The organism is Streptomyces fagopyri (assembly GCF_009498275.1).
In the GTDB taxonomy this organism is placed as follows: Bacteria; Actinomycetota; Actinomycetes; order Streptomycetales; family Streptomycetaceae; genus Streptomyces; species Streptomyces fagopyri.
Window position 1 is genome coordinate 5,273,335 of record NZ_CP045643.1, and the last position, 19,562, is coordinate 5,292,896.

At 71.7% G+C, this 19,562-nt stretch carries 14 protein-coding genes and 1 pseudogene; 8 read left to right on the forward strand and 7 right to left on the reverse strand.

Annotated features, from left to right (window positions below):
- Positions 1-286 precede the first annotated feature (286 nt).
- Positions 287-361 (forward strand): annotated as a pseudogene (locus GFH48_RS40150) (DUF397 domain-containing protein); the annotation flags it as partial.
- 31 nt (positions 362-392) lie between these two features.
- Here GFH48_RS40150 and GFH48_RS22760 read toward each other — a convergent pair.
- Entirely contained in the window at positions 393-1,565 is a 1,173-nt protein-coding gene (locus GFH48_RS22760) for a thiolase C-terminal domain-containing protein (protein WP_153290016.1), read from the reverse strand.
- A 110-nt stretch (positions 1,566-1,675) separates the two neighbouring features.
- Between GFH48_RS22760 and GFH48_RS22765 the strand changes: the two genes are divergently transcribed.
- Together GFH48_RS22765 and GFH48_RS22770 are read left to right on the forward strand one after the other, a co-directional pair.
- On the forward strand, positions 1,676-2,866 hold the full coding sequence (locus GFH48_RS22765; protein WP_153290017.1) for an acyl-CoA dehydrogenase family protein: 1,191 nt from the start codon (positions 1,676-1,678) through the stop codon (positions 2,864-2,866).
- Positions 2,866-3,354, forward strand: coding sequence for a nitroreductase family deazaflavin-dependent oxidoreductase (locus tag GFH48_RS22770; RefSeq protein ID WP_153290018.1), 489 nt, complete (start codon positions 2,866-2,868; stop codon positions 3,352-3,354). Before GFH48_RS22765 ends, GFH48_RS22770 begins: the two co-directional genes overlap by 1 nt.
- A gap of 254 nt (positions 3,355-3,608) precedes the next feature.
- On the opposite strand, the gene GFH48_RS22775 is transcribed toward GFH48_RS22770, so the two are convergent.
- Positions 3,609-4,256, reverse strand: coding sequence for a TetR family transcriptional regulator (locus GFH48_RS22775; RefSeq protein ID WP_153290019.1), 648 nt, complete (start codon positions 4,254-4,256; stop codon positions 3,609-3,611).
- Between the two features lie 165 nt (positions 4,257-4,421).
- On the opposite strand from GFH48_RS22775, the gene GFH48_RS22780 reads away from it, so the two are divergent.
- The 3 genes from GFH48_RS22780 (at position 4,422) to GFH48_RS22795 (ending at position 8,350) form a co-directional block, all read left to right on the forward strand.
- Positions 4,422-5,174 carry a VOC family protein gene (locus tag GFH48_RS22780; protein WP_153290020.1) on the forward strand — a complete coding sequence of 251 codons (753 nt, stop codon included), beginning with the start codon at positions 4,422-4,424 and terminating at the stop codon, positions 5,172-5,174.
- A gap of 210 nt (positions 5,175-5,384) precedes the next feature.
- The gene (locus GFH48_RS22790) at positions 5,385-7,709 is read left to right on the forward strand and encodes an outer membrane protein assembly factor BamB family protein (RefSeq protein WP_153290022.1); all 2,325 of its coding nucleotides are present in this window, start codon (positions 5,385-5,387) and stop codon (positions 7,707-7,709) included.
- A gap of 50 nt (positions 7,710-7,759) precedes the next feature.
- Positions 7,760-8,350 (forward strand): hypothetical protein, encoded by a 591-nt coding sequence (locus GFH48_RS22795; RefSeq protein WP_153290023.1) that lies wholly within the window; start codon positions 7,760-7,762, stop codon positions 8,348-8,350.
- A 91-nt stretch (positions 8,351-8,441) separates the two neighbouring features.
- Here GFH48_RS22795 and GFH48_RS22800 read toward each other — a convergent pair whose 3' ends face one another.
- The 3 genes from GFH48_RS22800 to GFH48_RS22810 are packed head-to-tail and all read right to left on the reverse strand — an operon-like array spanning position 8,442 to position 10,840.
- Positions 8,442-9,221 (reverse strand): enoyl-CoA hydratase/isomerase family protein, encoded by a 780-nt coding sequence (locus GFH48_RS22800; RefSeq protein ID WP_228120857.1) that lies wholly within the window; start codon positions 9,219-9,221, stop codon positions 8,442-8,444.
- Positions 9,218-9,634 (reverse strand): Zn-ribbon domain-containing OB-fold protein, encoded by a 417-nt coding sequence (locus GFH48_RS22805; RefSeq protein ID WP_153293061.1) that lies wholly within the window; start codon positions 9,632-9,634, stop codon positions 9,218-9,220. The genes GFH48_RS22800 and GFH48_RS22805 overlap by 4 nt, the downstream gene beginning before the upstream one ends.
- Positions 9,635-9,679: 45 nt before the next feature.
- Positions 9,680-10,840, reverse strand: a complete 1,161-nt coding sequence (locus GFH48_RS22810; protein WP_153290025.1) for a lipid-transfer protein — start codon at positions 10,838-10,840, stop codon at positions 9,680-9,682.
- Between the two features lie 104 nt (positions 10,841-10,944).
- On the opposite strand from GFH48_RS22810, the gene GFH48_RS22815 reads away from it, so the two are divergent.
- Entirely contained in the window at positions 10,945-12,549 is a 1,605-nt protein-coding gene (locus GFH48_RS22815) for a FadD3 family acyl-CoA ligase (RefSeq protein WP_153290026.1), read from the forward strand.
- Between the two features lie 2 nt (positions 12,550-12,551).
- Here GFH48_RS22815 and GFH48_RS22820 read toward each other — a convergent pair whose 3' ends face one another.
- Both GFH48_RS22820 and GFH48_RS39930 read right to left on the reverse strand, forming a co-directional pair.
- Complete coding sequence (locus tag GFH48_RS22820; RefSeq protein ID WP_228120860.1) at positions 12,552-13,430, reverse strand: hypothetical protein; 879 nt, start codon at positions 13,428-13,430, stop codon at positions 12,552-12,554.
- Between the two features lie 282 nt (positions 13,431-13,712).
- Positions 13,713-14,222, reverse strand: coding sequence for a DUF397 domain-containing protein (locus tag GFH48_RS39930; protein ID WP_322747030.1), 510 nt, complete (start codon positions 14,220-14,222; stop codon positions 13,713-13,715).
- Between the two features lie 384 nt (positions 14,223-14,606).
- On the opposite strand from GFH48_RS39930, the gene GFH48_RS22830 reads away from it, so the two are divergent.
- Positions 14,607-19,556, forward strand: coding sequence for a ricin-type beta-trefoil lectin domain protein (locus tag GFH48_RS22830; RefSeq protein WP_153290028.1), 4,950 nt, complete (start codon positions 14,607-14,609; stop codon positions 19,554-19,556).
- Positions 19,557-19,562: the final 6 nt, after the last annotated feature.

Here is a 19,562-nt window from a genome sequence, read left to right on the forward strand (position 1 = left end):
CGCTCTCCCCGGGAGCCGGCAGGAAGTATGTCCACCGGCAGCCGCTCCTCTCCCGTACGACAGGTCCGGGGCGTCCGTCGGTCAGTTCGCTGAGGTGGTGCAGCTGCGTTTGACCTCTTCGGGATGTCGCGAGTCCAGGCGTTCCATCCCGAGGAGTCCGTGGAGCTCATCGAGAGGAAGGCGGGGCGACTGTGAACACGACGGAACCGGCCTGGTCCAAGTCCGGCTACAGCAACAACGAAGGTGAGGCGCGCGTCGAAGTAGCCCCCGCCCCACCATCGTCCACATCCGCGACTCCGAGGACCCGGAGGGCGCCGCCCCCACCCTCGCCGTCACCCCCGCCACCTGGACGGCCTTCCTTCGTACCGTCCGGCGAGGCGGCCGGCGTGGCCCTATCGCCCGAGTACCACGGTGCCGGACGAGCAGAACCACCCCCCGGTGCCGGACGCCACGGCCAGCTGGGGCGGTGCGCCGTCCCGTCGCCGGACCTGGCGCCCGTCCGCCTCGCCACGCAGCTGCCGCACCGCCTCCACCAGCAGGAACAGGCCCCGCATCCCGGGATGCTGGGCCGAGAGGCCGCCCCCGTCGGTGTTCACGGGCAGCTCCCCGTCCACCAGGAGCCGCCCCTTCGCGGCGTCCACGAACGCGCCGCCCTCGCCCTTCGCGCAGAAGCCCAGGTCCTCCAGCGTCACGAGCGTCATGTAGGTGAAGGCGTCGTAGATCTCGGCCACGTCGATCTCGTCCGGGCGCACCCCGGCCCGCCCGAAGGCGAGACGTCCGCTGACCGCCGCCGGGGACACCGTGAAGTCGGCCCACTCGGACATCGTCGTGTGGGAGACGTGCTCCCCGGTGCCGAGGACCCACACCGGGGCCGTACGGCAGTCCCGTACGTACTCCTCGGCCACCAGCAGCACCGCCGCGCCGCCGTCGGAACGCAGGCAGCAGTGCAGCTTGGTGAAGGGGTCGGCGATCATCGGGCCGGACAGGACGTCGTCGACCGTGATCGGGGCGCGGAACATGGCCTCCGGGTTCAGTGCCGCGTTCGCGCGGGCCTGGACGGCGACCGAGGCGAGCTGTTCGAGCGTCGTGCCGTACTGGTGCATGTGGCGGCGCGCGGCCATCGCGTACTTGGCGATGAGCGTATGGCCGTAGGGGACCTCGAACTGGAGCGGGCCCCGGGCGCCGAAGGAGAGGTCGCCGGTGCGGCGGCCCGCCCTGATGTCCGCGCGGGCCGTCGATCCGTACACGAGCAGGACGGCGCGGGCGTGGCCGGCCGTGATCGCGTCGGCCGCGTGCGCCGCCATGACCTCCCAGGTGGAGCCGCCGACGGCGGTCGAGTCGACCCAGTCGGGACGCAGTCCGAGGTATTCGGCCACCTCGGCCGGGGGGAGCGTGCCCAGGCCCGCCGAGGCGAAGCCGTCGATCCGCGACCTGTCCAGGCCCGCGTCCGCGAGGGCCCGGCGGGCGGCCTGCGCGTGCAGGGCGTAAGGCGTGGCGTCGTCCACCCGGCCGCAGTCGGAGAGGGCCACGCCCACCACGGCCACCTTGCGCTTCCGCGGAATCATAGATCTGACGGTACATCAGACAGTGAGTGCGGGGGAGGTCGTCGCACCTCTGTGCATCTCCCTTCCCTCGACCTAATATGACGGCCCGTCAGATCAGGAGGGGCCTGCCCATGGACGCCCGTTTCACCCCCGAACAGGACGAGATCCGCCGCACCCTCCGGGAAGTCCTGCTCAAGCGGTGCGGCCCGGACGAGGTGCGGGCGGCCGTGCGGACCGCCGCCGGACACGACACCGGACTCTGGGACACGCTCGCCCGGCAGCTCGGTCTGCCGGGGCTCGCCCTTCCCGAACGGTACGGCGGAACCGGCTGCTCGGTCACCGAACTCGCCCTCGCCTGCGAGGAGTCGGGGCGGGCCCTGGCGCCGTCGCCGCTGATCTCCACGGCGGTCCTGGCCGCGCCGCTGATCCTGGCCCTGGGCACCGGGGACCAGCGCGCCGAGCTGCTGCCCCGGATCGCGGGCGGCGAACTGACCGCGGCGCTCGCGGTGCCGGGTGCCGGGCTGCCCACCGCCCTCGGGCTGGTCGGCGACCACCGCGGGGACTGGGCGGGCGGCGGGCGCGCGGGCGGGGTGCAGGCGCGGCGGGCCGACGGTGGCTGGCGGCTCTATGGGCAGGCGGCCCATGTGCTCGACGGACACAGTGCGCGGCTCCTGGTGGTGGCCGCGCACACCGGAGGCTTCGCGAGGTCGCGGACGTCGCTGTTCCTCGTACGGGAGGACGCCGAGGGGCTCGTACGGGTACGGCAGACCTCGCTGGACGAGACGAGGCCGCAGGCCCGGGTGGAGCTGCGGGACGTGGCGGCCGAGCCGCTGGGGGACGGCGGCGACGTGCTCGGCGCGCTCGCCGGCCTCGGCCGCAGTGCCGCCGCCGTACTCGCCGCGGAGGCCGTGGGCGCCGCCGACCGGGCACTGGAACGGACCGTCGAGTACGTCCGGCAGCGGGAGCAGTTCGGGCGGGCCATCGGGACCTTCCAGGCGGTCAAGCACCGCCTCGCGGACGTGTACGTACGGGTGGAGGCGGCGCGCTCGGCCGCCTACTACGCGGCCTGGGCCGCCGGCGACGGCGGCGGTCGCGAACGGGTCGGAGGGCTCGCGCTCGCCCAGGCCCTGGAGGCGCTGCGCTCGGCCTCGGCCGAGGGGATCCAGTTGCACGGGGGCATCGGCTTCACCTGGGAGCACGAGGCCCACCTGTACTTCAAGCGGGCGTCCGGCGACGAACTGCTCTTCGGGCCCGTGCACCGGCTGCGGGCGCACGCGGCCGACGACGCGCGGCTCTTCGAGGGCGGGGAGGTGGTGGTCTGATGGCCCGCGGAGCGCTCCCCGGGGTCCGGCTCGTGCAGAAGGTGTCCGCCACCCGGACCTTCGCCCGCGTCGCGCCGCATCTCGTCCCCGCCGTGGACCGCGCGGTGCACCGGCTGACCCGCGGCAGGGTGCTGCTGAGCGCGCGGATGCTGCCGGGTGTCGTCCTCACGGCGCGCGGCGCGCGGAGCGGGCTGGTCCGGCGGACGCCGCTGGCCTGTGTGCCGGAGGGGGCCGGGGCGGCGAGCTGGCTCCTCGTCGGCTCGAACTTCGGGCGCGCGGAGCATCCGGCGTGGACCGCCAATCTGCTCGCCCACCCGGACGCCGAGGTGAGCTGGAAGGGCACGGACATCCCGGTGACGGCCCGGCTGCTGGCGGGGGAGGAGCGGGACGCGGCCTGGCGGGCGGCGCTGGCTTTCTGGCCGCCGTACGCCACGTACCAGGCGCGGATCGACCGTGAGATCCGGCTGTTCCGGATCACCCGGCGCTGAGGGCCGGTGCCGCCCGGCCACGGCCGCCGGGGAGCGTCGGGACGGGTGGGGACGCGTCGGGGCGCGTGGGGAGGTGCGGCGGGGCAGGGGAGGCAGAGGAGGGGCAAGGAGGGGCGCGCAGGGAAACGGAGAGGCGAGGCGGGGCGTCCGCACAGCGCGGCAGGCGGCAGCCCGCCGGAACGGTCCGTCCGGCGTGGGGCTGCCGCCTGCGTGACAGGAGGTGGGGGCAAGGGGAAACAGAAGGGAAGCGACTCCTACTTGGTCGGCTTCTTCCCGGTCACGCCGAGGTGCACCAACAGTGCGAGATTGGGCTTGAGTTCAGCCTGTTTGACACCCCATGTCTGGAAACCTTTCTGGTGCGAGGCCACCGCCGCGAGCATCGCGACGAGGGAGCCGGCCATCGCCGCGGGGTTCACGTCCTTGTCGACCCTGCCCTTGGCCTGGAGCTCGGTGACCGTGTCCGTAAGGGAGTTGTTCACCGAATTCAGGATCTTCATGCGGATCTTGTAGAACCGCTTGTCGCCCTCGGCGGCACCCAGGTCGACCACGCGGAGAATGGCGTCGTTCTTCCGCCAGAACTCCAGGAACCCGTCGACGAGTTCCTGCGCCGTCTGCCAGCCGGCCTTGCCCGCCCAGGAGCGCCCGTCGAGCAGTTCGGTCAACCCGGCGCCCTCCGCGGCCATTTGCTCCGCGATCTCCAGGACGGCGCCTTCGACGTCCGGAAAGTACTGGTAGAAAGTCGCCGGTGAAGTGCCTGCCTTACGGGCGACATCAATGACTTTGACGTCCCGGTAGGGCGAGGAGCTGAGCATTTCACTGAGGCAGTCGAGCAGCTTCTGCCTGGTCGCCTGCCCACGCCGACCGGCCACGCGGCCGTCGACGGTACGCACTTGTCCTGTCATGCCGTCAGCTTACCGAGGGGTGATCGGAGCGCGATTCGGCCGACTGCAAATGGGGTGCGGTGGGGTGTTGTGGGGCGTGGGTGAGGTGTGAGATGGGCGCCGGGCGGGTCCGCGGGCGCTTCCGGCCACCGCGCGAGGTGGGGGAAACGCCATTAACTTGGCCGCATGGCCGTATCCCCGGCATCCGGCGCGCCCGACGCGTCCGGTGCCTTCCCCGAAGGCGTCCCCTGCTGGGTGGAAGCGCAGCTTCCCGACGTGGAGGCGGGCCGGCGCTTCTACGGTGAGCTGTTCGGCTGGACCTTCGGCGAGGGGTCCGGGCCGCCCGGGACCGAGGTGTGGGCACGCCACCACGGTGAGCTCGTCGCCGCCCTGGTGCCCAAGGGGGACGGGCGGATGCCCACCGTCTGGACGGTGTACTTCGCCACCCCGGACGCCGCCGCGCTGGCCGCCCGGATCACCACGGCGGGCGGCCGGCTGATCACCGCCCCGACACCGGTCGGCTCCTTCGGCACGACGGCCCTCGCCACCGACCCCGAGGGCGCGGTGTTCGGTCTCTGGCAGGCGGGCGACCATCCGGGCTTCGGGAAGCGGCACGCGCCGGGCTCCTTCTGCTGGGCGGAGTTGTACGCACGGGACACCTGGGTCGTCGACGCGTTCTACGGGGCCCTCTTCCACGACGCCCTCTTCGGCGCCGACGCGTCCCCCGACGTGGGCCGGGCCCCCGTCCTCGACGTCTTCCCGGCGGAGATGCCCCCGCACTTCCTGGTCCATTTCGGGGTCGAGAGCGTCGAGGCGGTACTCGCCACGGTGAACCGGCTCGGCGGCCGCGTCCAGGTGCCCGCCTTCGACACCTCGTACGGAAAAGTGGCCGTCGTCACCGACAATCAAGGGGCGTCGTTCGCCGTCATCCAGCGGTGAACGGCCCGTCCGGTGACGGTGAAGCTCCGTCCACCGGTGGGGAGAAGCCGTTATATCCCGAGACACCCCGTTCCGCCCCCGGGTTCGCAACCGGTGGCGCGGACAGGAAGAATCGGGGTGCGTGCCGCCAAGGCGGTGCGGTGGTGAGACGCTGCACGGGGCTGCGTTCATACGTGGATGACGTGGCTCGTACGGGGAGGTGGCAGGCAAGTGGTGGATCAGCTGACGCAGCACGATCCGCGTCGGATCGGGCCGTTCGAGGTGCTGGGGCGGCTGGGTGCCGGCGGCATGGGGCTGGTCTATCTCGCGCGCTCGGCCTCCGGCCGGCGCGTGGCGATCAAGACGGTCAGGACGGAGCTCGCCGAGGACCAGCTGTTCCGGGTGCGCTTCACGCGTGAGGTCGAGGCCGCGCGCGCGGTCTCCGGCTTCTACACCGCGGCCGTGGTCGACGCGGACCCGCGCGCCGCGGTGCCGTGGCTGGCCACCGCGTACGTCCCGGCGCCCTCCCTCGAGGAGATAGTGAACGAGTGCGGGCCGATGCCGGCCCAGGCGGTGCGCTGGCTGGCCGCGGGTGTCGCGGAGGCCCTGCAGTCCATCCACGGCGCGGGGCTCGTCCACCGCGACCTGAAACCCTCGAACGTCCTGGTGGTCGAGGACGGGCCGCGGGTCATCGACTTCGGTATCGCGTCCGGCGTGTCGAACACCCGTCTGACGATGACGAACGTCGCCGTCGGTACACCCGCGTACATGTCACCCGAGCAGGCGAAGGACTCGCGCAGCGTGACGGGCGCGAGCGATGTCTTCTCGCTCGGTTCCATGCTCGTCTTCGCCGCGACCGGGCACGCCCCCTTCCACGGCGCGAACCCGGTCGAGACGGTCTTCATGCTGCTCCGGGAGGGCCCCGACCTCGAGGGCCTCCCGGACGAGCTGAGGCCGCTGATCGAGTCCTGTATGCAGATGGAGGCGGCCGGCCGCCCCAATCCCGCCGACCTCCAGGCGCAGTTGGCTCCCCATCTGTTCGGTTCCGGGTCGGACGACAGCGGTACGGCGTCGGCCTGGCTGCCCGAGCGGGCGGTGGGCCTGATCGAGTCGCGCCGCGGGGGCCGTCCGCCGGTGAAGGCCCCGCCGTCCGGGGGCCGCAGCGGTGGCGGACGCCCGGTGGTGCCTCCGCCGCCCGCGCACGCTCCCGCGGCCGTCGGCGCGCCCGACACCGGTCCGGTGCGGCTCGCCGGCGGCAAGGTGCCCATCGGCCCGGGACCGCGGGTCGCCGACGCCCGTGCCGCCGCCGTGAAGGCCCCTCCTCCAGAGGCGGGCCTCGCCGCGTCCTGGTCCCGGCCGCGCGTCGGTGTCAACGGCGCCGACCCCGTGCCGGCGGTCGCGCCGCCGCCCCCGCCGGACTCCCCGTCCGGCTGGCGTCCCTGGCGATTCCGTATGTCGAACGACGTCTGGGGTACGCCCACGGTCGCCGGCGACCTCGTCTACGTCACGTCCTTCGAGGTCCACGCGCTGGACGTGGCGACCGGCCGCCGCAGCTTCAAGACGCGGGACGTGGCCTGGTCGATGGCGGTCGCGGACGGCCGTATCCACGCCTCCGACGGTCCGACGCTGTTCGCGCTGGACGCCCGGGAGGGCGCCGATCTGTGGCGGCTGGCGACGGACGCCTGGGTCTACTCCCTGAAGGCCGAGCGGGGGACCGTCGTCACCGGGACACGCGGGGGCGGTGTGCAGGCCTGGGAGGCCTCCAACGGCCAGAAACTCTGGGAGGTCACCGGCGCCCAGAGCGACTTCGAGTCCCCGGAGGCCGGGCCCGCCGTGCACGACGGCACGGTGTTCGTGTGGAAGGACGCGCGGCTGCGTGCGCTGGAGGCCCGTACGGGTGAGGAGCGCTGGTCGTACCCGATCGGCGACGCGGCGTCGTGCGGCGGCGTGCCGGTCCGGATGACCCGGGCCGACGACGGCTACGTCTACATCTCGGCGGGCACCCGGGTGCTCGCCGTCGACGTGGCGAGCGGTCACGTCCGCTGGCACTTCGAGGCGCCGGCGGTCTTCCTGTGCCCGCCGACCTTCGTGCCGGGGCCCGCGGTCGCCGGGGGCGGGGTGTACCTCGCCGACTACCTCGGCACGGTGTACGCGCTCGACGCCACCGACGGACGCGACCGGTGGCGGATCGCGACCGAGGCCCGTGCCTCCATCGATCCGGTGCTCGTCGCCGCCGGGCACGTGCACGTGGGCAGCGGAAAGGGTCTGTACACCCTGGACGCCGTCACCGGTACGCCGAAGTGGCGTTTCCAGGCGGGCGGCGACATCGTGGGCGCGCCCGCGGTGGCCGAGGGGCGCATCCACTTCGGCTCCACGGACCATCTGCTGTACACGCTGAAGGCCGACGACGGGCGTCTGCGCTGGAAGCTGGCGACCGGCGGCGAGATCACCGGCGCCCCCGTCGTCAAGGACGGTGTCGTGTACGCCTGCAGCAAGGACCGCTGTGTGTACGCCCTGGACGCGGAGAAGGGCACGGGGACGGCGCGAACGGTGTGAGCGGCGAGGGCCCGCCCGGCGGGTGCGGTCGCCGTCGATAGGGTGACGGCATGCAGACGCGGGGGCGCAGACTCAGGTTCACAGCGGTGTCGGCGATGGTGGTGCTGGCCCTGACCGGGTTCTCCACCGGCCGGCACGGGCACAGCCGCCACAGCGGGGGCGGGAGCGGGGGCGGCTGCAGCAGCTCCCGCCAGGACCACGACAGTTCGTCGTCGACCTCGGGCGGCGGCTCGTACGGCAGCGGTTCGTCCGGCGGCGCCTCGTACGGCTCCGGTTCGACCGACGACGGCACCGGCGGCACCTACCGGTCGCGGCCCACCCGCCGTTCCACACCGACCTCGTCCGCCACGGGCGGCAGCGGCCGGACCCTGGAGAGCGGGACCGCGACCCTCGTGAGCTGCGCGTCCGAGAAGACCCCCTACGCGACGGTCGAGGTCCGGAACCCGAACGGCCGCGCGGGCGGCTTCGTCGTGTCGGTCGCCTTCAAGGACCGCGAGGACGTCACCGTCGTCGGCGGCTCCGGGCGGGTGCGGGTGTCCGCGAACGGCCGGGCGACCGTCCGGGTCCCCCTGGTCAGCGCGGGTCTCGCCGGCTCCGTCGACCACTGCCGGGTCGAGCCGCGGGCCACCCCCGAGAACTGACGTCCCGCCCGGCCCGGCGTGTGCGGAACCCGTCCGGGCCGGGCGTGTGCGGAACCCGTCCGGGCCGGGCGTGTGCGCAACCCGACCGGGCTCAGCGTGTGCGGAACCCGTCCGGGCGCCGGCCGGAGAACAGTTCCGCCTGCCGGGCCGGGGGCAGATTGCCCAGGGCGATGAGGTGGGGGGACTGGGCGAAGGCGTGGGCGCGGGCCGTCTCGTGGGCCGTCCACAGGGCGCGCACGGTGCCCTGCACCCCCTCGGGCGGGTAGGAGGCGACGACCTCGGCACACCGCACGGCGGCCGCCAACGCCCCTCCGGGCGGGGTGACTTCGGACACCAGCCCGAGGTCGTACGCACGCCGCGCGGACATCCGCTCGGCGTTCCCCATCAGCGCCATCCGCGCGGCCTCCCCGTACGGCATCCGGTGCGCCATGTAGACGGACTCGTAGGCGCTGACCATGCCGTACGTCGTGTGCGGGTCGAAGAAGGTGGCGGTCTCGTCGGCGACGACGAACTCCGCCTCCCCGAGCAGGTAGAAGGCGCCCCCGCAGGCCATCCCGCGCACGGCGGCCACGACCGGTTTCCAGCAGTCGTTGGCCTTGGGGCCGACGCGCAGGAGCGGATCGTCCACCATGAAGGGTGAGCCGGGCTGCGGGACTTCGGCCGTACGGTCGAGCCCGGTGCAGAAGGCCCGCTCGCCCGCCCCGGTGACGACGACGGCGCGCACGGAGTCGTCGAACCGGAACGCCCGCCAGGCGGAGGCGAGTTCGGACGCGGTGGCGAGATCGATCGCGTTGAGTCTGGCCGGCCGGTCCAGGGTGAGGACGGCGACCCCGGTGTCCTTGTCGCAGGAGATCCGCAGACCGCCGCTCACGACCGCTCCAGAACCCACTGCGGCAGCCGGTCGGCGCCGAACACGACCCGCACCCGTGCGCCGATCCGGATCCGTTCGGGGGCGAGGGAGCCCAGCGGGGCGCCGGGTCCGGCGACCAGGTTGCCGACCAGGCGGATGCGCGGGGCGTCCGCGAGTTCGACGACGGCCGCGTTGTACGGCACCCGGGCCGCGTACGCGGGCAGCAGGGGCGGATGCGGGACGACGTACGACCAGACGCGGCCCAGCCCGCTCATCAGGCGCCACTCGCTGCCGAAGGACCGGCACCGCGGGCAGCAGGGCCGGGGCGGGAAGCGCGGCTCGCCGCAGTCGGCGCAGGCCTGGATCCGCAGCTCGCCCCGGGCGGCGTACTCCCAGAAGGGCGCGCCGTCGTCGTCCACGACCGGCGAGAGCAGCCCTTGGACGGCGTCCGGGGCGGGGGATGGGGTCATCTCGGCTCCTCAGGTTCGCAGCAGGACCGCGGAGGTGGGGACGCCCTCCCCGGCCGTGACCAGACAGGTGGCGGCTCCGGGAACCTGCGCGGTGCTGGTCCCGCGCAGCTGCTTCACGCCCTCGGTGATGAGGTTGAAGCCGTGGACGTACGCCTCGCTGAGTCCGCCCCCGCCCGTGTTGAGGGGCAGCCGTCCGCCGATCTCCAGCGCGCCGCCCTCGGTGAAGGCGGCGCCCTCGCCGCGGCCGCAGAAGCCGTAGCCCTCCAGGGAGAGCGGTATGAGGGGCGTGAAGGCGTCGTAGATCTGGGCCACGTCGACGTCGTCCGGCGTGAAGTCGGCGTTCTTCCACAGATGCCGGGCGGCGGTCCAGGCGGGGCCGGTGAGCGGGTCGTCGTTCCAGTAGTTGACCATGCCGTGGTGCTGCGCGGGCAGGCCCTGGGCGACCGAGTGGACGTACACGGGCCGCCGCCGGCAGTCCCGGGCGCGCTCGGCCGACACGACCACGCACGCCAGCGCGCCGTCCGTCTCCAGACAGTTGTCGAAGAGACAGAGGGGTTCGCTGATCCAGCGGGAGGTCATGTACATCTCGCGGGTGAGCGGGCGGTCGTACATCATCGCGGCGGGGTTCTGGTTGGCCCGGTTGCGGCAGGCGAGCGCCACGTTGAAGAGGTGGTCGCGGGTGGCGCCGTACTCGTGCATGTAGCGCCGTGCCAGCATGCCGATCTCGTCGGCGGGCCTGAGCAGTCCGAAGGGGCGGGTCCACTGTGCCGGGGTGGGGAGCTGGGCGACCGTGTTCTTCCAGGGCCTGGGGCCGCTGCCCCGCTTGCGCGACCGCCAGGCGACCCCGACCGTGGCCTGCCCGGTGGCGACGGCGGCGGCGAGATGGGCGACGGTCGCGCACGAACCGCCGCCCCCGTAGCCGACTTTGCTGAAGAAGGTGAGGTCGCCGAAGCCGAGGGCCTTGGCGACCTCGACCTCGTCGGTCTCCTCCATGGTGTAGGAGGCCAGCCCGTCGACCTCCGAGGGGGCGATCCCCGCGTCGTCGAGGGCGGCGAGAATCGCACGACAGGCCAAGGTCTTCTCGGGCTCGGGGAGTTGCTTGGCGAAGGGGGTCTGACCGATGCCGACGACGGCCGTGGCGTCCTTGATCCCCGCCGTGCTCCGTGTCATGGGCGCGCGCCTCCCTGCGAACCGGGGCTGCTGACAGTGCGTCAGGCTACAGCTAATCTGACGGGTAGTCAGCTAGCTGTCGTCGGTCATAGGGGAGGCCCGCTGTGCGCGGTGACTTGGAGTGGCGGAGCGTCGCGGGGCTGATCCGGTCGGCGGCGCGGCGGTTCGCGGACCGGGAGGCCGTCGTCGAGGGCCGGACGCGCATCACCTACGCGGAGCTGGGCGCCCGCGTGGAACGCGCCGCGGCGGCCTGCCTGGCCGAAGGGGTGCGCACGGGCGACCGGGTGGCCGTCTGGGCGCCGAACACCCTCGACTGGATCGTCTGCGCGCTCGGCGCGGTCTCGGCGGGCGCCGTCCTGGTCCCCCTCAACACCCGCTTCAAGGGCGCCGAGGCGGCGTACGTGCTGTCCCGGAGCAGGGCGCGGCTGCTCTTCGTGACGGGAACGTTCCTGGGGACCTCGTACGTGGCGTCGCTGCGCCGGGCGGCCGGTGAGGGGGACGGCGCCGGCCCGTTGCCCGGACTCCCGCACCTGGAACAGGTGGTGGTGCTGTCGGACGACGCCCCCGCCGGCTTCCGTACCTGGAAGGACTTCCTGGCGGCCGGGGACGCGGTCGGGGCGGCGGCGACCCGGGAACGCGCGGAGTCCGTGGCGGGCACCGCGCCGTCCGACATCGTCTTCACGTCGGGGACGACGGGACGGCCCAAGGGCGCGGTGATCACCCACGCGCAGAGCCTGCGGGGCTACGCGATCTGGAGCGAGCTGGCCGGGCTGCGCGCGGGCGACCGCTATCTGATCGTGAACCCCTTCTTCCACACCTTCGGCTACAAGGCCGGGGTGCTGGCCTGTCTGATGCGCGGCGCGACGATGGTCCCGCAGCCCGTGTTCGACGTGGACACGGTGCTGGCGAACGTGGCGGCGGAGCGCATCTCGGTCCTGCCCGGCCCGCCCACGCTCCACCAGTCCCTCCTGGACCACCCGTCCCGGGACGCGTACGACCTGTCCGCGCTGAGGCTGGTGGTGACGGGGGCGGCCGTGGTTCCCCTGAGGCTGGTGGAACGGCTGAGGTCGGAGCTGAGGATCGGCACCGTACTCACCGCGTACGGGCTCTCCGAGGCGAGCGGGATCGTCACCATGTGCCGCCGGGGAGACGCGCCGGCCGTGATCGCCTCCACGTCGGGGCGCGCGATCCCGGACACGGAGATCCGGGTGGCGGACGCGACCGGGGCGCCCCTCGCCCCCGGCACCCCGGGCGAGGTGCTGGTCCGCGGCTTCCACGTGATGCGGGGCTACTTCGAGGACCCGGCGGCCACGGCGGCGGTCCTGGCCCCGGACGGCTGGCTGCGCACCGGTGACGTGGGCGTCCTCGACGCGGCCGGGAACCTGCGCATCACCGACCGGATCAAGGACATGTTCATCGTCGGAGGCTTCAACGCCTACCCCGCCGAGATAGAGCAGCTCCTCGGCCTCCATCCGGACGTCGCGGACGTGGCGGTGATCGGCGTGCCCGACGGGCGGCTGGGAGAGGTCGGCAGGGCGTACGTCGTACGGCGCCCCGGAGCGGCTCTGACCAGCGACGACCTGATCGCCTGGTCGCGCCGCGAGATGGCCAACTACAAGGTCCCCCGCACGGTCGAGTTCGTGACCGGACTCCCACGGAACGCGAGCGGGAAGGTGGTGAAGGGGGAGTTGCGGTCCGGGACCTTCTGAGGCTACGGCGCGAGGGTTCCTGAGTCACGCCTGCGCTCGCGATCACGCTCGCGCTCGCGGAGCCGGGAAAGGGCGGCGCGGACCTCCTCGATCATCATCGCGTGACGGTGGAAGGCATCCGCCGCGGTGCAGCGGAGGAGGAGACGCACCTCTGGGCGCTGGAGGACCTTGTTGAAGCGGGCGACATCCTGGCGGTGCGCCGCGCGTGAGCCGTGGTACGCGTACCCCTCGATCTCGACGGCCGGCCCCTCCACCCGGAACAGGAAGTCCAGGTAGCGGTGGCGGCCGTCGGGCGTACGGAGTTCGGCCTGGCTCTCAGGGTGGAGGCCGGCGTCATGCATGTGCAGGCGCGCGACGGTCTCGGCGGGGGAGCCGGAGTTCGGATCGGCGAGCTTCAGCCGCCGGCGGCCGCTTTCCGCTCCGCGCATGGGCGCTTCGAGTGCGAGGGAGAGCAGGGCGGCGGTCGTGACGGGCGCGCGGCGGATGCCTCCGACCCTCCGCCAGGTCAGGGCCGACTCGACGGCCACGAGAGCCTCGTCGCGGGGGCCGGCCCGGAGGAGGTCGGCGAGCGTACGGTCGGCGCTCGTGACGCGCAGGCCCTCACGCCGGACCACGTCTGCCTCGTCGAGAGTCATGCGGTGTACGAGCACGCCCTTCCCACCGCTGCGGAGAGTGAGGTCGAGATCGATGAACTCCAGGGTCCCTTCGCCCCTCGGGGCGAGCGTCTCGATCCGCCAGAGCGCGGTCGCCGAACGGTGACTCACGACGAGCCGCGGCTTGAGGAGTTGCACGGCCCGCAGCCGGGTGGCGAGGTCCACATCCCGGCCCGGCTCGATCCAGGCCCCGGCCTGAACCCGGGTCCACCCCTCTCTCCCGAGCACCCGAAAAAGCGACCTCCGCGCCCACCCGGCCTCCCGGGCACGCGAGGTGAGCAACACGCCCCCTTCGGCCAGCTCCCTCAGCTCCACACCCCCGAGGATTCCGGAGCGGCGCCCCAACCGTTTCCTTCTGTGGATAACCGAGGCCGACCGGGTTCGGGCGTGTTCGGTGAGGTGGGGATTGGCGGAATTGGGCCAACGTGGGGCTGCTGCGGTGGGGTGGTCTGGCGGTGATCGGGCTGCATAGGGGGCCAAAATCTGCCAAACGCCCAGTTGGTGGCGGGGTTAGGGCTTCGGATTTGCGAGGAAGGTGGACCAGGACGTGGCTTGGACCAGTAGGACGGGGCTGTCCTGGAGCTTTGCGTCCCGGATGGGGACGACTCCCGAGAGGCCGGCGGCGATCTCGACGCAGTCGCCGCCGGTGCCGTTGCTGCTCTTGCGCCACAGTGCGGTGCTCAGGTCAATCTCGTGGCTTGCCAGCCGTGCACACTCTCCATGTACACCACCGGAGGCGCGTCCGCGATGGGCATGACCTTGGTCATGCCCATCATGAACGGATGGGTGGTGGCGGTTTGACGCAGGCTGAAGCGCTGTTCGAGACCTGAGCCGTGGCCAACACAGCCTGTGGTGCTGAACGAGGGTCGGTGCCCGTTCGCCTTTCAGGGCCGCCGGCTCCTGCGAGTGAATCGCTGTCCGCTTTTGTGTCGTGACTTGTATCACCTGGTGGCTTGTTTCGGGAAGCGTCGGAGGCTTCAACGTTCGTTCCGTTTCACAGAAACGACACAGGTCTTGCATGGAGTGCACACGTGAACGACGTATTCCGGAACGGGTGTCGTCTCCCCGAAGCGGCGTGTGAGTGTGCCTGTAGGCCCTAATTTTTCCCTGTTGTGTTCATGTGTTCTGTGTCTATGGTGAGCGCCGCGTGTGGTGGATCTTGACCAGTCCGGACACACGCGTCTGTCATTCGGCGGCCGGGGGAACACCGTCGCCCACGGGGAGGGGTTGCTTCGTCATGCCGTCATACCGGCCGTCTGCGCACGCTGCTCCATCCTGCGCTGTGCGCCCCTGACTCCCGCCCAGGACCGCTGTTCTCCCCTTGTCTTCGACCGGGCCTGACTACGCCCGCCCCCCTTGAACGAAGAAGGAGATCCTCTGTTGCGCCCCAGACCGTGGTTCCGTATGCCCGGATCACGAAGATCCGGATTCTTCACCCCCGTCGTCACGTCCGTGGCCGCGCTGGCCGTCCTCGGCGGGCTGGCTGTCCAGCCCGACCTGCTCGGCCGTGGAGCGGACGCCGACCCGGCGGCAGCCTCGTACGACTGGAATGTGGACACGGCTGCCGAGCAGTTGCGGCAGGACCAGTGCCTCATGGCCGATGTGCTGCGGCTGGGTGGCCCGTCCATGGCCACGACCGCGCAGGACGGCCTGAACCAGCCCGCGGACAAGCTTCATACGCTCGCCGACCGCAAGAGCTGGGAGAAGACCCCGCTCGCCACCGCGTACCAGGCGGACCGGGACACGGCGGGCAAGGAGCTGGACGCCCTCCATGCTCTCCGGGACGGATGGCAGAAGCCTGTCGTCGGTCTGACGACACCGGCCGGTTTCACCGAAACCGACTTCCACTGGCCTCCGGGGTCCCCGGGAGACGGCAAGGAGGATTTCTACGGCCAGACCGGTCTGACGAAGTGGACCGCCGACCGGTTCTGGAAGAACGACGGCGACTTCTACGCCGACTCCACGCCCAAGGCGGACGCGGCGACCCTCAGGGCCGTCGACGACCTGGGTAGCCCTCTGTACGGCAAGGACCCAGACCCGGTCGGGCTGCCGGGCGGCGAGTGGAACCGGGCCCTCGCCGAGCGGGACGCGTTCAGATGGCTGCACGGGGCTCCGGGGGAGAACGCGGGCGCGGACAACGCCCGTATGTTCCTGGCGGCGGGGGGATTTCCCCGCAGCGCCCCGCAGCCGGGCACGGCGGAGTACCGCATCGCGGTCGAGGACCTGAAGTCCCGGTTCGCCGCGTGCGCGTGGCGTGACCCGATCGATCCCGACAACGTCCTGGGCGACGTCTCCGGCACGGCCGCCACGGAGTGGCAGCAGGAGATCGCCTCTCAGGCCACGCAACGCAACCAGATCCTCTCTGCCAACAAGGACGCCACCAAGTCCCTGGCGGCCGGCGCCAAGGCGCTGGGTGACCTGCTGGGCAATTCGTGGGTCGCCGACCACCTCGCGCGCTGGCAGGACTACTGGTCCGCGGGCGGGGCCGGCTGGGTCGGCGACGCGCCGGCGGTGATCGAGGTGCACGCCGCGCAGGGCAAGTGCCTCGACGTCGAGGGTGCGAAGAAGGACAACGGCACCCCCGTCCAGCTGTACACGTGCAACGGTTCGGCGGCGCAGGAGTGGAAGGTCTACGGCGACGACCGGGGACTGCACCTGCAGAACGTCAACTCCCAGAAGTGTCTGGACGTTTCGAACAACAACCCGGCCAACGGCACGAAGATCCAGATCTGGTCGTGTGTCGGCTCCCCGGCGCAGACGTGGGAGTTCAACCTCCGCGCCACCGGCAGCCTGCGCAACGTCGGCACCGACAAGTGCCTCGACCTGCACGAGTACACGAACGGCTTCAACTCGTGGCTGTACACGTGCAACGGGACGGGGCCGCAGCAGTTCGACGTCACGCCCTCCGGGCACACCGGCACTGTGCCGCCCAAGGCCCAGTTCGACAAGGCGAAGGCCGGCATCACGGCCGTTCAGACGGCGGCGAAGAAGCAGCTCGACGTCCTCAAGGCCCAGCTCGCCGCCGTGAAGAAGGCCGCCACCGCCTCGGACACCGCCGAGCGGGCCTCCTACGCCATCGCCGACACCAACGGCGCGCCGCGGGGGCGCGGTCTGTTGGTCGGGCAGCAGAAGGCTCAGGTCACCCAGGGTGCGGCGGCCGCGCTCGAGGCGATGGTGAGGGCCGGCGAGACCGCCGAGGCCGCCACCCGCGCCTCCGGCGGCGACAGCCAGACCATCGCGGAGCGCGCGCTCGCGCAGGCCGCCCAGGTGAAGGCGGAGTTCCGCAAGAGGGCCGCCGAGACGGCCGAGTTGCAGGCGAAGGCCGCTGCCGATGCCGCGAAGGTGCACCGCGACAACGCCAAGAAGGACAAGGAAACCGCGGAGGCGAAGCTCACCGACGCGCTGAAGGCCGAGGGGGACGCCAAGGCGGCCGCCGCCGACGCGCACGCCAAGCGGCTCGCCGCCGAGGCCGAGGAGAAGACGGCCAAGGCGGAGAAGGACAACGCCGCCGCCAGCCGCGCCGAGGCCGCCGAGCACCGCAAGAACGCCGAGTCCGAGGCGACGAAGGCGAAGGACGCCAAGGACAAGGCGGAAGCCTCCGAGAAGACCGCCGGGGACCGGCGCGACGACGCCGTCGCGGCCAAGAACCATGCCAAGGCGATGCGCGACGACGCGTGGGACGCCCAGCAGAAGGCTGACACCGCGCGCGCCAAGGCGGACGCCAAGGATGCCTATGCCGACTCCCTCGACTCCGGTGACGCGGCGACCGCCGCCAGGGCCGCCGCCAACGACGCGGACAAGGCGGCCGACGACGCCGAAACGGCAGCGGCCAAGGCGCGCTCCGAGGCCGACGCCGCCACCCGGGCGGCAGCCGACGCGGACGCCGCGGCCACCCGTGCCGAGGCCGCCGCCACACGGGCCCGCTCCGACGCGGACGCCGCACAGGCGGCCAAGCTGAAGGCCGACGCCGCGGTGAAGACCGCCACCAGCGCCGTCGCCGACGCCATCAAGGCCTCCCAGGACGCCTCCGCCGAGGCCAGAGCCGCGGTCAAGCTCGCCGACGAGGCCCAGCAGCACGCCGAGGACGCCAAGACCCAGGCGAACGCGGCGAACACAGAAGCGGGCAAGGCACTCGCGGCCGCGGCGAAGGCGGCCGGGTTCGCGCACGTCACCGCCCAGGCGGCCGTGGACGCGGGCGAAGCGGCCCAGCAGGTCGCCGATCCCGCCAACGACGCGATCCAGCTCGGCTCTTCCTACGTCGACACCGACTCCGCCGCCGGCCTCGTCGTCCTGACCGGACAGAACTCCAAGACGATCGCCGAACAGCAGCGGGCCGTCGCCGACGCCCACGCCAAGAACGCCGCCGCCGAGGCCCAGGCCGCCAAGAACATCGCCGACCAGGCCAAGGGCGATGCCAAGGAGGCCTACCAGCACGCGGCCAACGCCGCCCAGTACGCCGCCGACGCCCGCACCTACTCCAAGGACGCCCTCGGCTACGCCGCCGACGCCGCCAAGGCCGCGGCGGCAGCCTCAGCGTCCCTGGCCCGCACCATCGACTACGACCAGCAGGCCACCACCGACGCAGCCGCCGCCGACAAGGCCGCAGGCAACGCCGAGGGCTACGCCAAGGACGCCCGCGACAGCGCCGACGCCGCCGAACTCGACGCCTCCGCCGCCCGCTCCGCCGCCACCCAGGCCGAACAGGACGCCAAGGAGGCCCGCAGCGCCGCCGACCGAGCCGACGCCGCCGCCACCGAAGCCGAACAAGCCGCCAAGGACGCCGACAAGTACGCCAAAGAGGCGCAACAGGCCGCCGAACATACCGAGGACAAGAAGAACGGGGAGCAGATCCAGACCGGAACGATCCTCGACGCCGAGGGCCACATCGGCAACGTGTTCTATGTCGTCGACCACTACGAGAACATCGGCGACCCGGAGACCCTGTCCAAGACGCCGGCCTGCGACGACTGGAAAAGCAGGATCGTCTACACGGGCGACTGCACCATCAAGGCGCGAATCACCTACAAGGCGATCCTCGACCTGTACCTGTGCACCGCGGATGACCTCAACCCGGCGTACAACATCTGCCCCTCCGAGTCGGCGGTGTACCTCGGCCAGCAGCCGTCCGAGAAGATGACCCAAGAGGTCACACACACCATCACGATCGCGGAGTTCAACGCGAACATCGACCCGATCGACATCCTCTTCGGCAGCTGGATCGACTGCGGCAAGAAGATCGGCTCGATGCTCAAGATCTCGGGCAGTGGAGGAAACTGGGGCGGATGCGGCTGGGCCGCCCTCGACGTGGCCTCCCTGTTCGCGGGCAAAATCGTTCGGCCGATCGCCGACGCGGTGCTCGCCGTGGATGCCGCCCTGCGCACCGGCATCGGAGTTGCCGACGCGCTGAAGGCGTTGCGCACGCTGCGCATCGACGCAGACGCGTTGGCGGGTATCGAGCGGTCGGCGCGCATCTCCGAGGAGTTCCGCGTCGCCTGTGAGACCAACAGCTTCCCCGGCTCCACCGAGGTGCTCATGGCGGACGGCTCACGCCGTGCCATCAGTCGGGTGGGTGTGGGAGACCGTCTCAAGTCCATGGATCCGGTCACCGGCCGGCTGCAGACGCGGCAGGTCAGCGACACCTTCAAGCACGACACCCAGCGGCTGGTGGACATCACCGTCGCCGACGGGGGGAAGCTGGCCAGCACCGCCGGCCACAGGTTCTATGTGGTGAACCGCGGGTGGACGCTGGTTTCCGACCTGCACGTCGGCGACCGGCTGCGCACACCGGACGGCTCGGTCCACCCGGTGACCGCCCTCCTCGACCGCTCGGGCCTGACTCCGCGTACGGTCTACGACCTCACCGTCGACGACCTGCACACGTTCTTCGTGCTCGCGGGCGCCACCCCGATCCTTGTTCACAACTGCAAGGTCGCCTTGGGCTGGCAGAGAGATGGGGCGCTCGACGCGTGGGCTCGGCTTCCCGGGAACAAGTTCACCACCTTCTCCATCGCGCGCGCGCAGGATTTCGCTCCGCTGGCGAGGAAGGCCATCGCCGACCCGAACGTGGAGCTGCACGTCAACATGACGGGACTGGAACGATTCGGAGACTTCATGGACGCTGCCAAGCGCGGCCTGCTGGCTGGTGAAGCCGGTCGTGCCACAGACTACGAGATGTCCTTGATCGCGAGAGCCGTCGCCAATGGTCAACGCGCATGGAGTTCGGTGAGGTTCTATTATCCGACGGGTGCCGGTGACGTCGTGGAACTCAGAAAGATAGACATGCCGGATCTGTCAAAGTTGGGGAAACTTGAGCCCGTAGACGGGGGCAAATTCAACTACTGCCACCACTGCTAAGGAATC

Excerpts from the sequence above, each read along its gene's own strand:
- GFH48_RS22760 (WP_153290016.1), bottom strand. The coding sequence starts at position 1,565 with ATGATTCCGCGGAAGCGCAAGGTGGCCGTGGTGGGCGTGGCCCTCTCC.
- GFH48_RS22765 (WP_153290017.1), top strand. The coding sequence starts at position 1,676 with ATGGACGCCCGTTTCACCCCCGAACAGGACGAGATCCGCCGCACCCTC.
- GFH48_RS22770 (WP_153290018.1), top strand. The coding sequence starts at position 2,866 with ATGGCCCGCGGAGCGCTCCCCGGGGTCCGGCTCGTGCAGAAGGTGTCC.
- GFH48_RS22775 (WP_153290019.1), bottom strand. The coding sequence starts at position 4,256 with ATGACAGGACAAGTGCGTACCGTCGACGGCCGCGTGGCCGGTCGGCGT.
- GFH48_RS22780 (WP_153290020.1), top strand. The coding sequence starts at position 4,422 with ATGGCCGTATCCCCGGCATCCGGCGCGCCCGACGCGTCCGGTGCCTTC.
- GFH48_RS22795 (WP_153290023.1), top strand. The coding sequence starts at position 7,760 with ATGCAGACGCGGGGGCGCAGACTCAGGTTCACAGCGGTGTCGGCGATG.
- GFH48_RS22810 (WP_153290025.1), bottom strand. The coding sequence starts at position 10,840 with ATGACACGGAGCACGGCGGGGATCAAGGACGCCACGGCCGTCGTCGGC.
- GFH48_RS39930 (WP_322747030.1), bottom strand. The coding sequence starts at position 14,222 with ATGCAAGACCTGTGTCGTTTCTGTGAAACGGAACGAACGTTGAAGCCT.
- GFH48_RS22830 (WP_153290028.1), top strand. The coding sequence starts at position 14,607 with ATGCCCGGATCACGAAGATCCGGATTCTTCACCCCCGTCGTCACGTCC.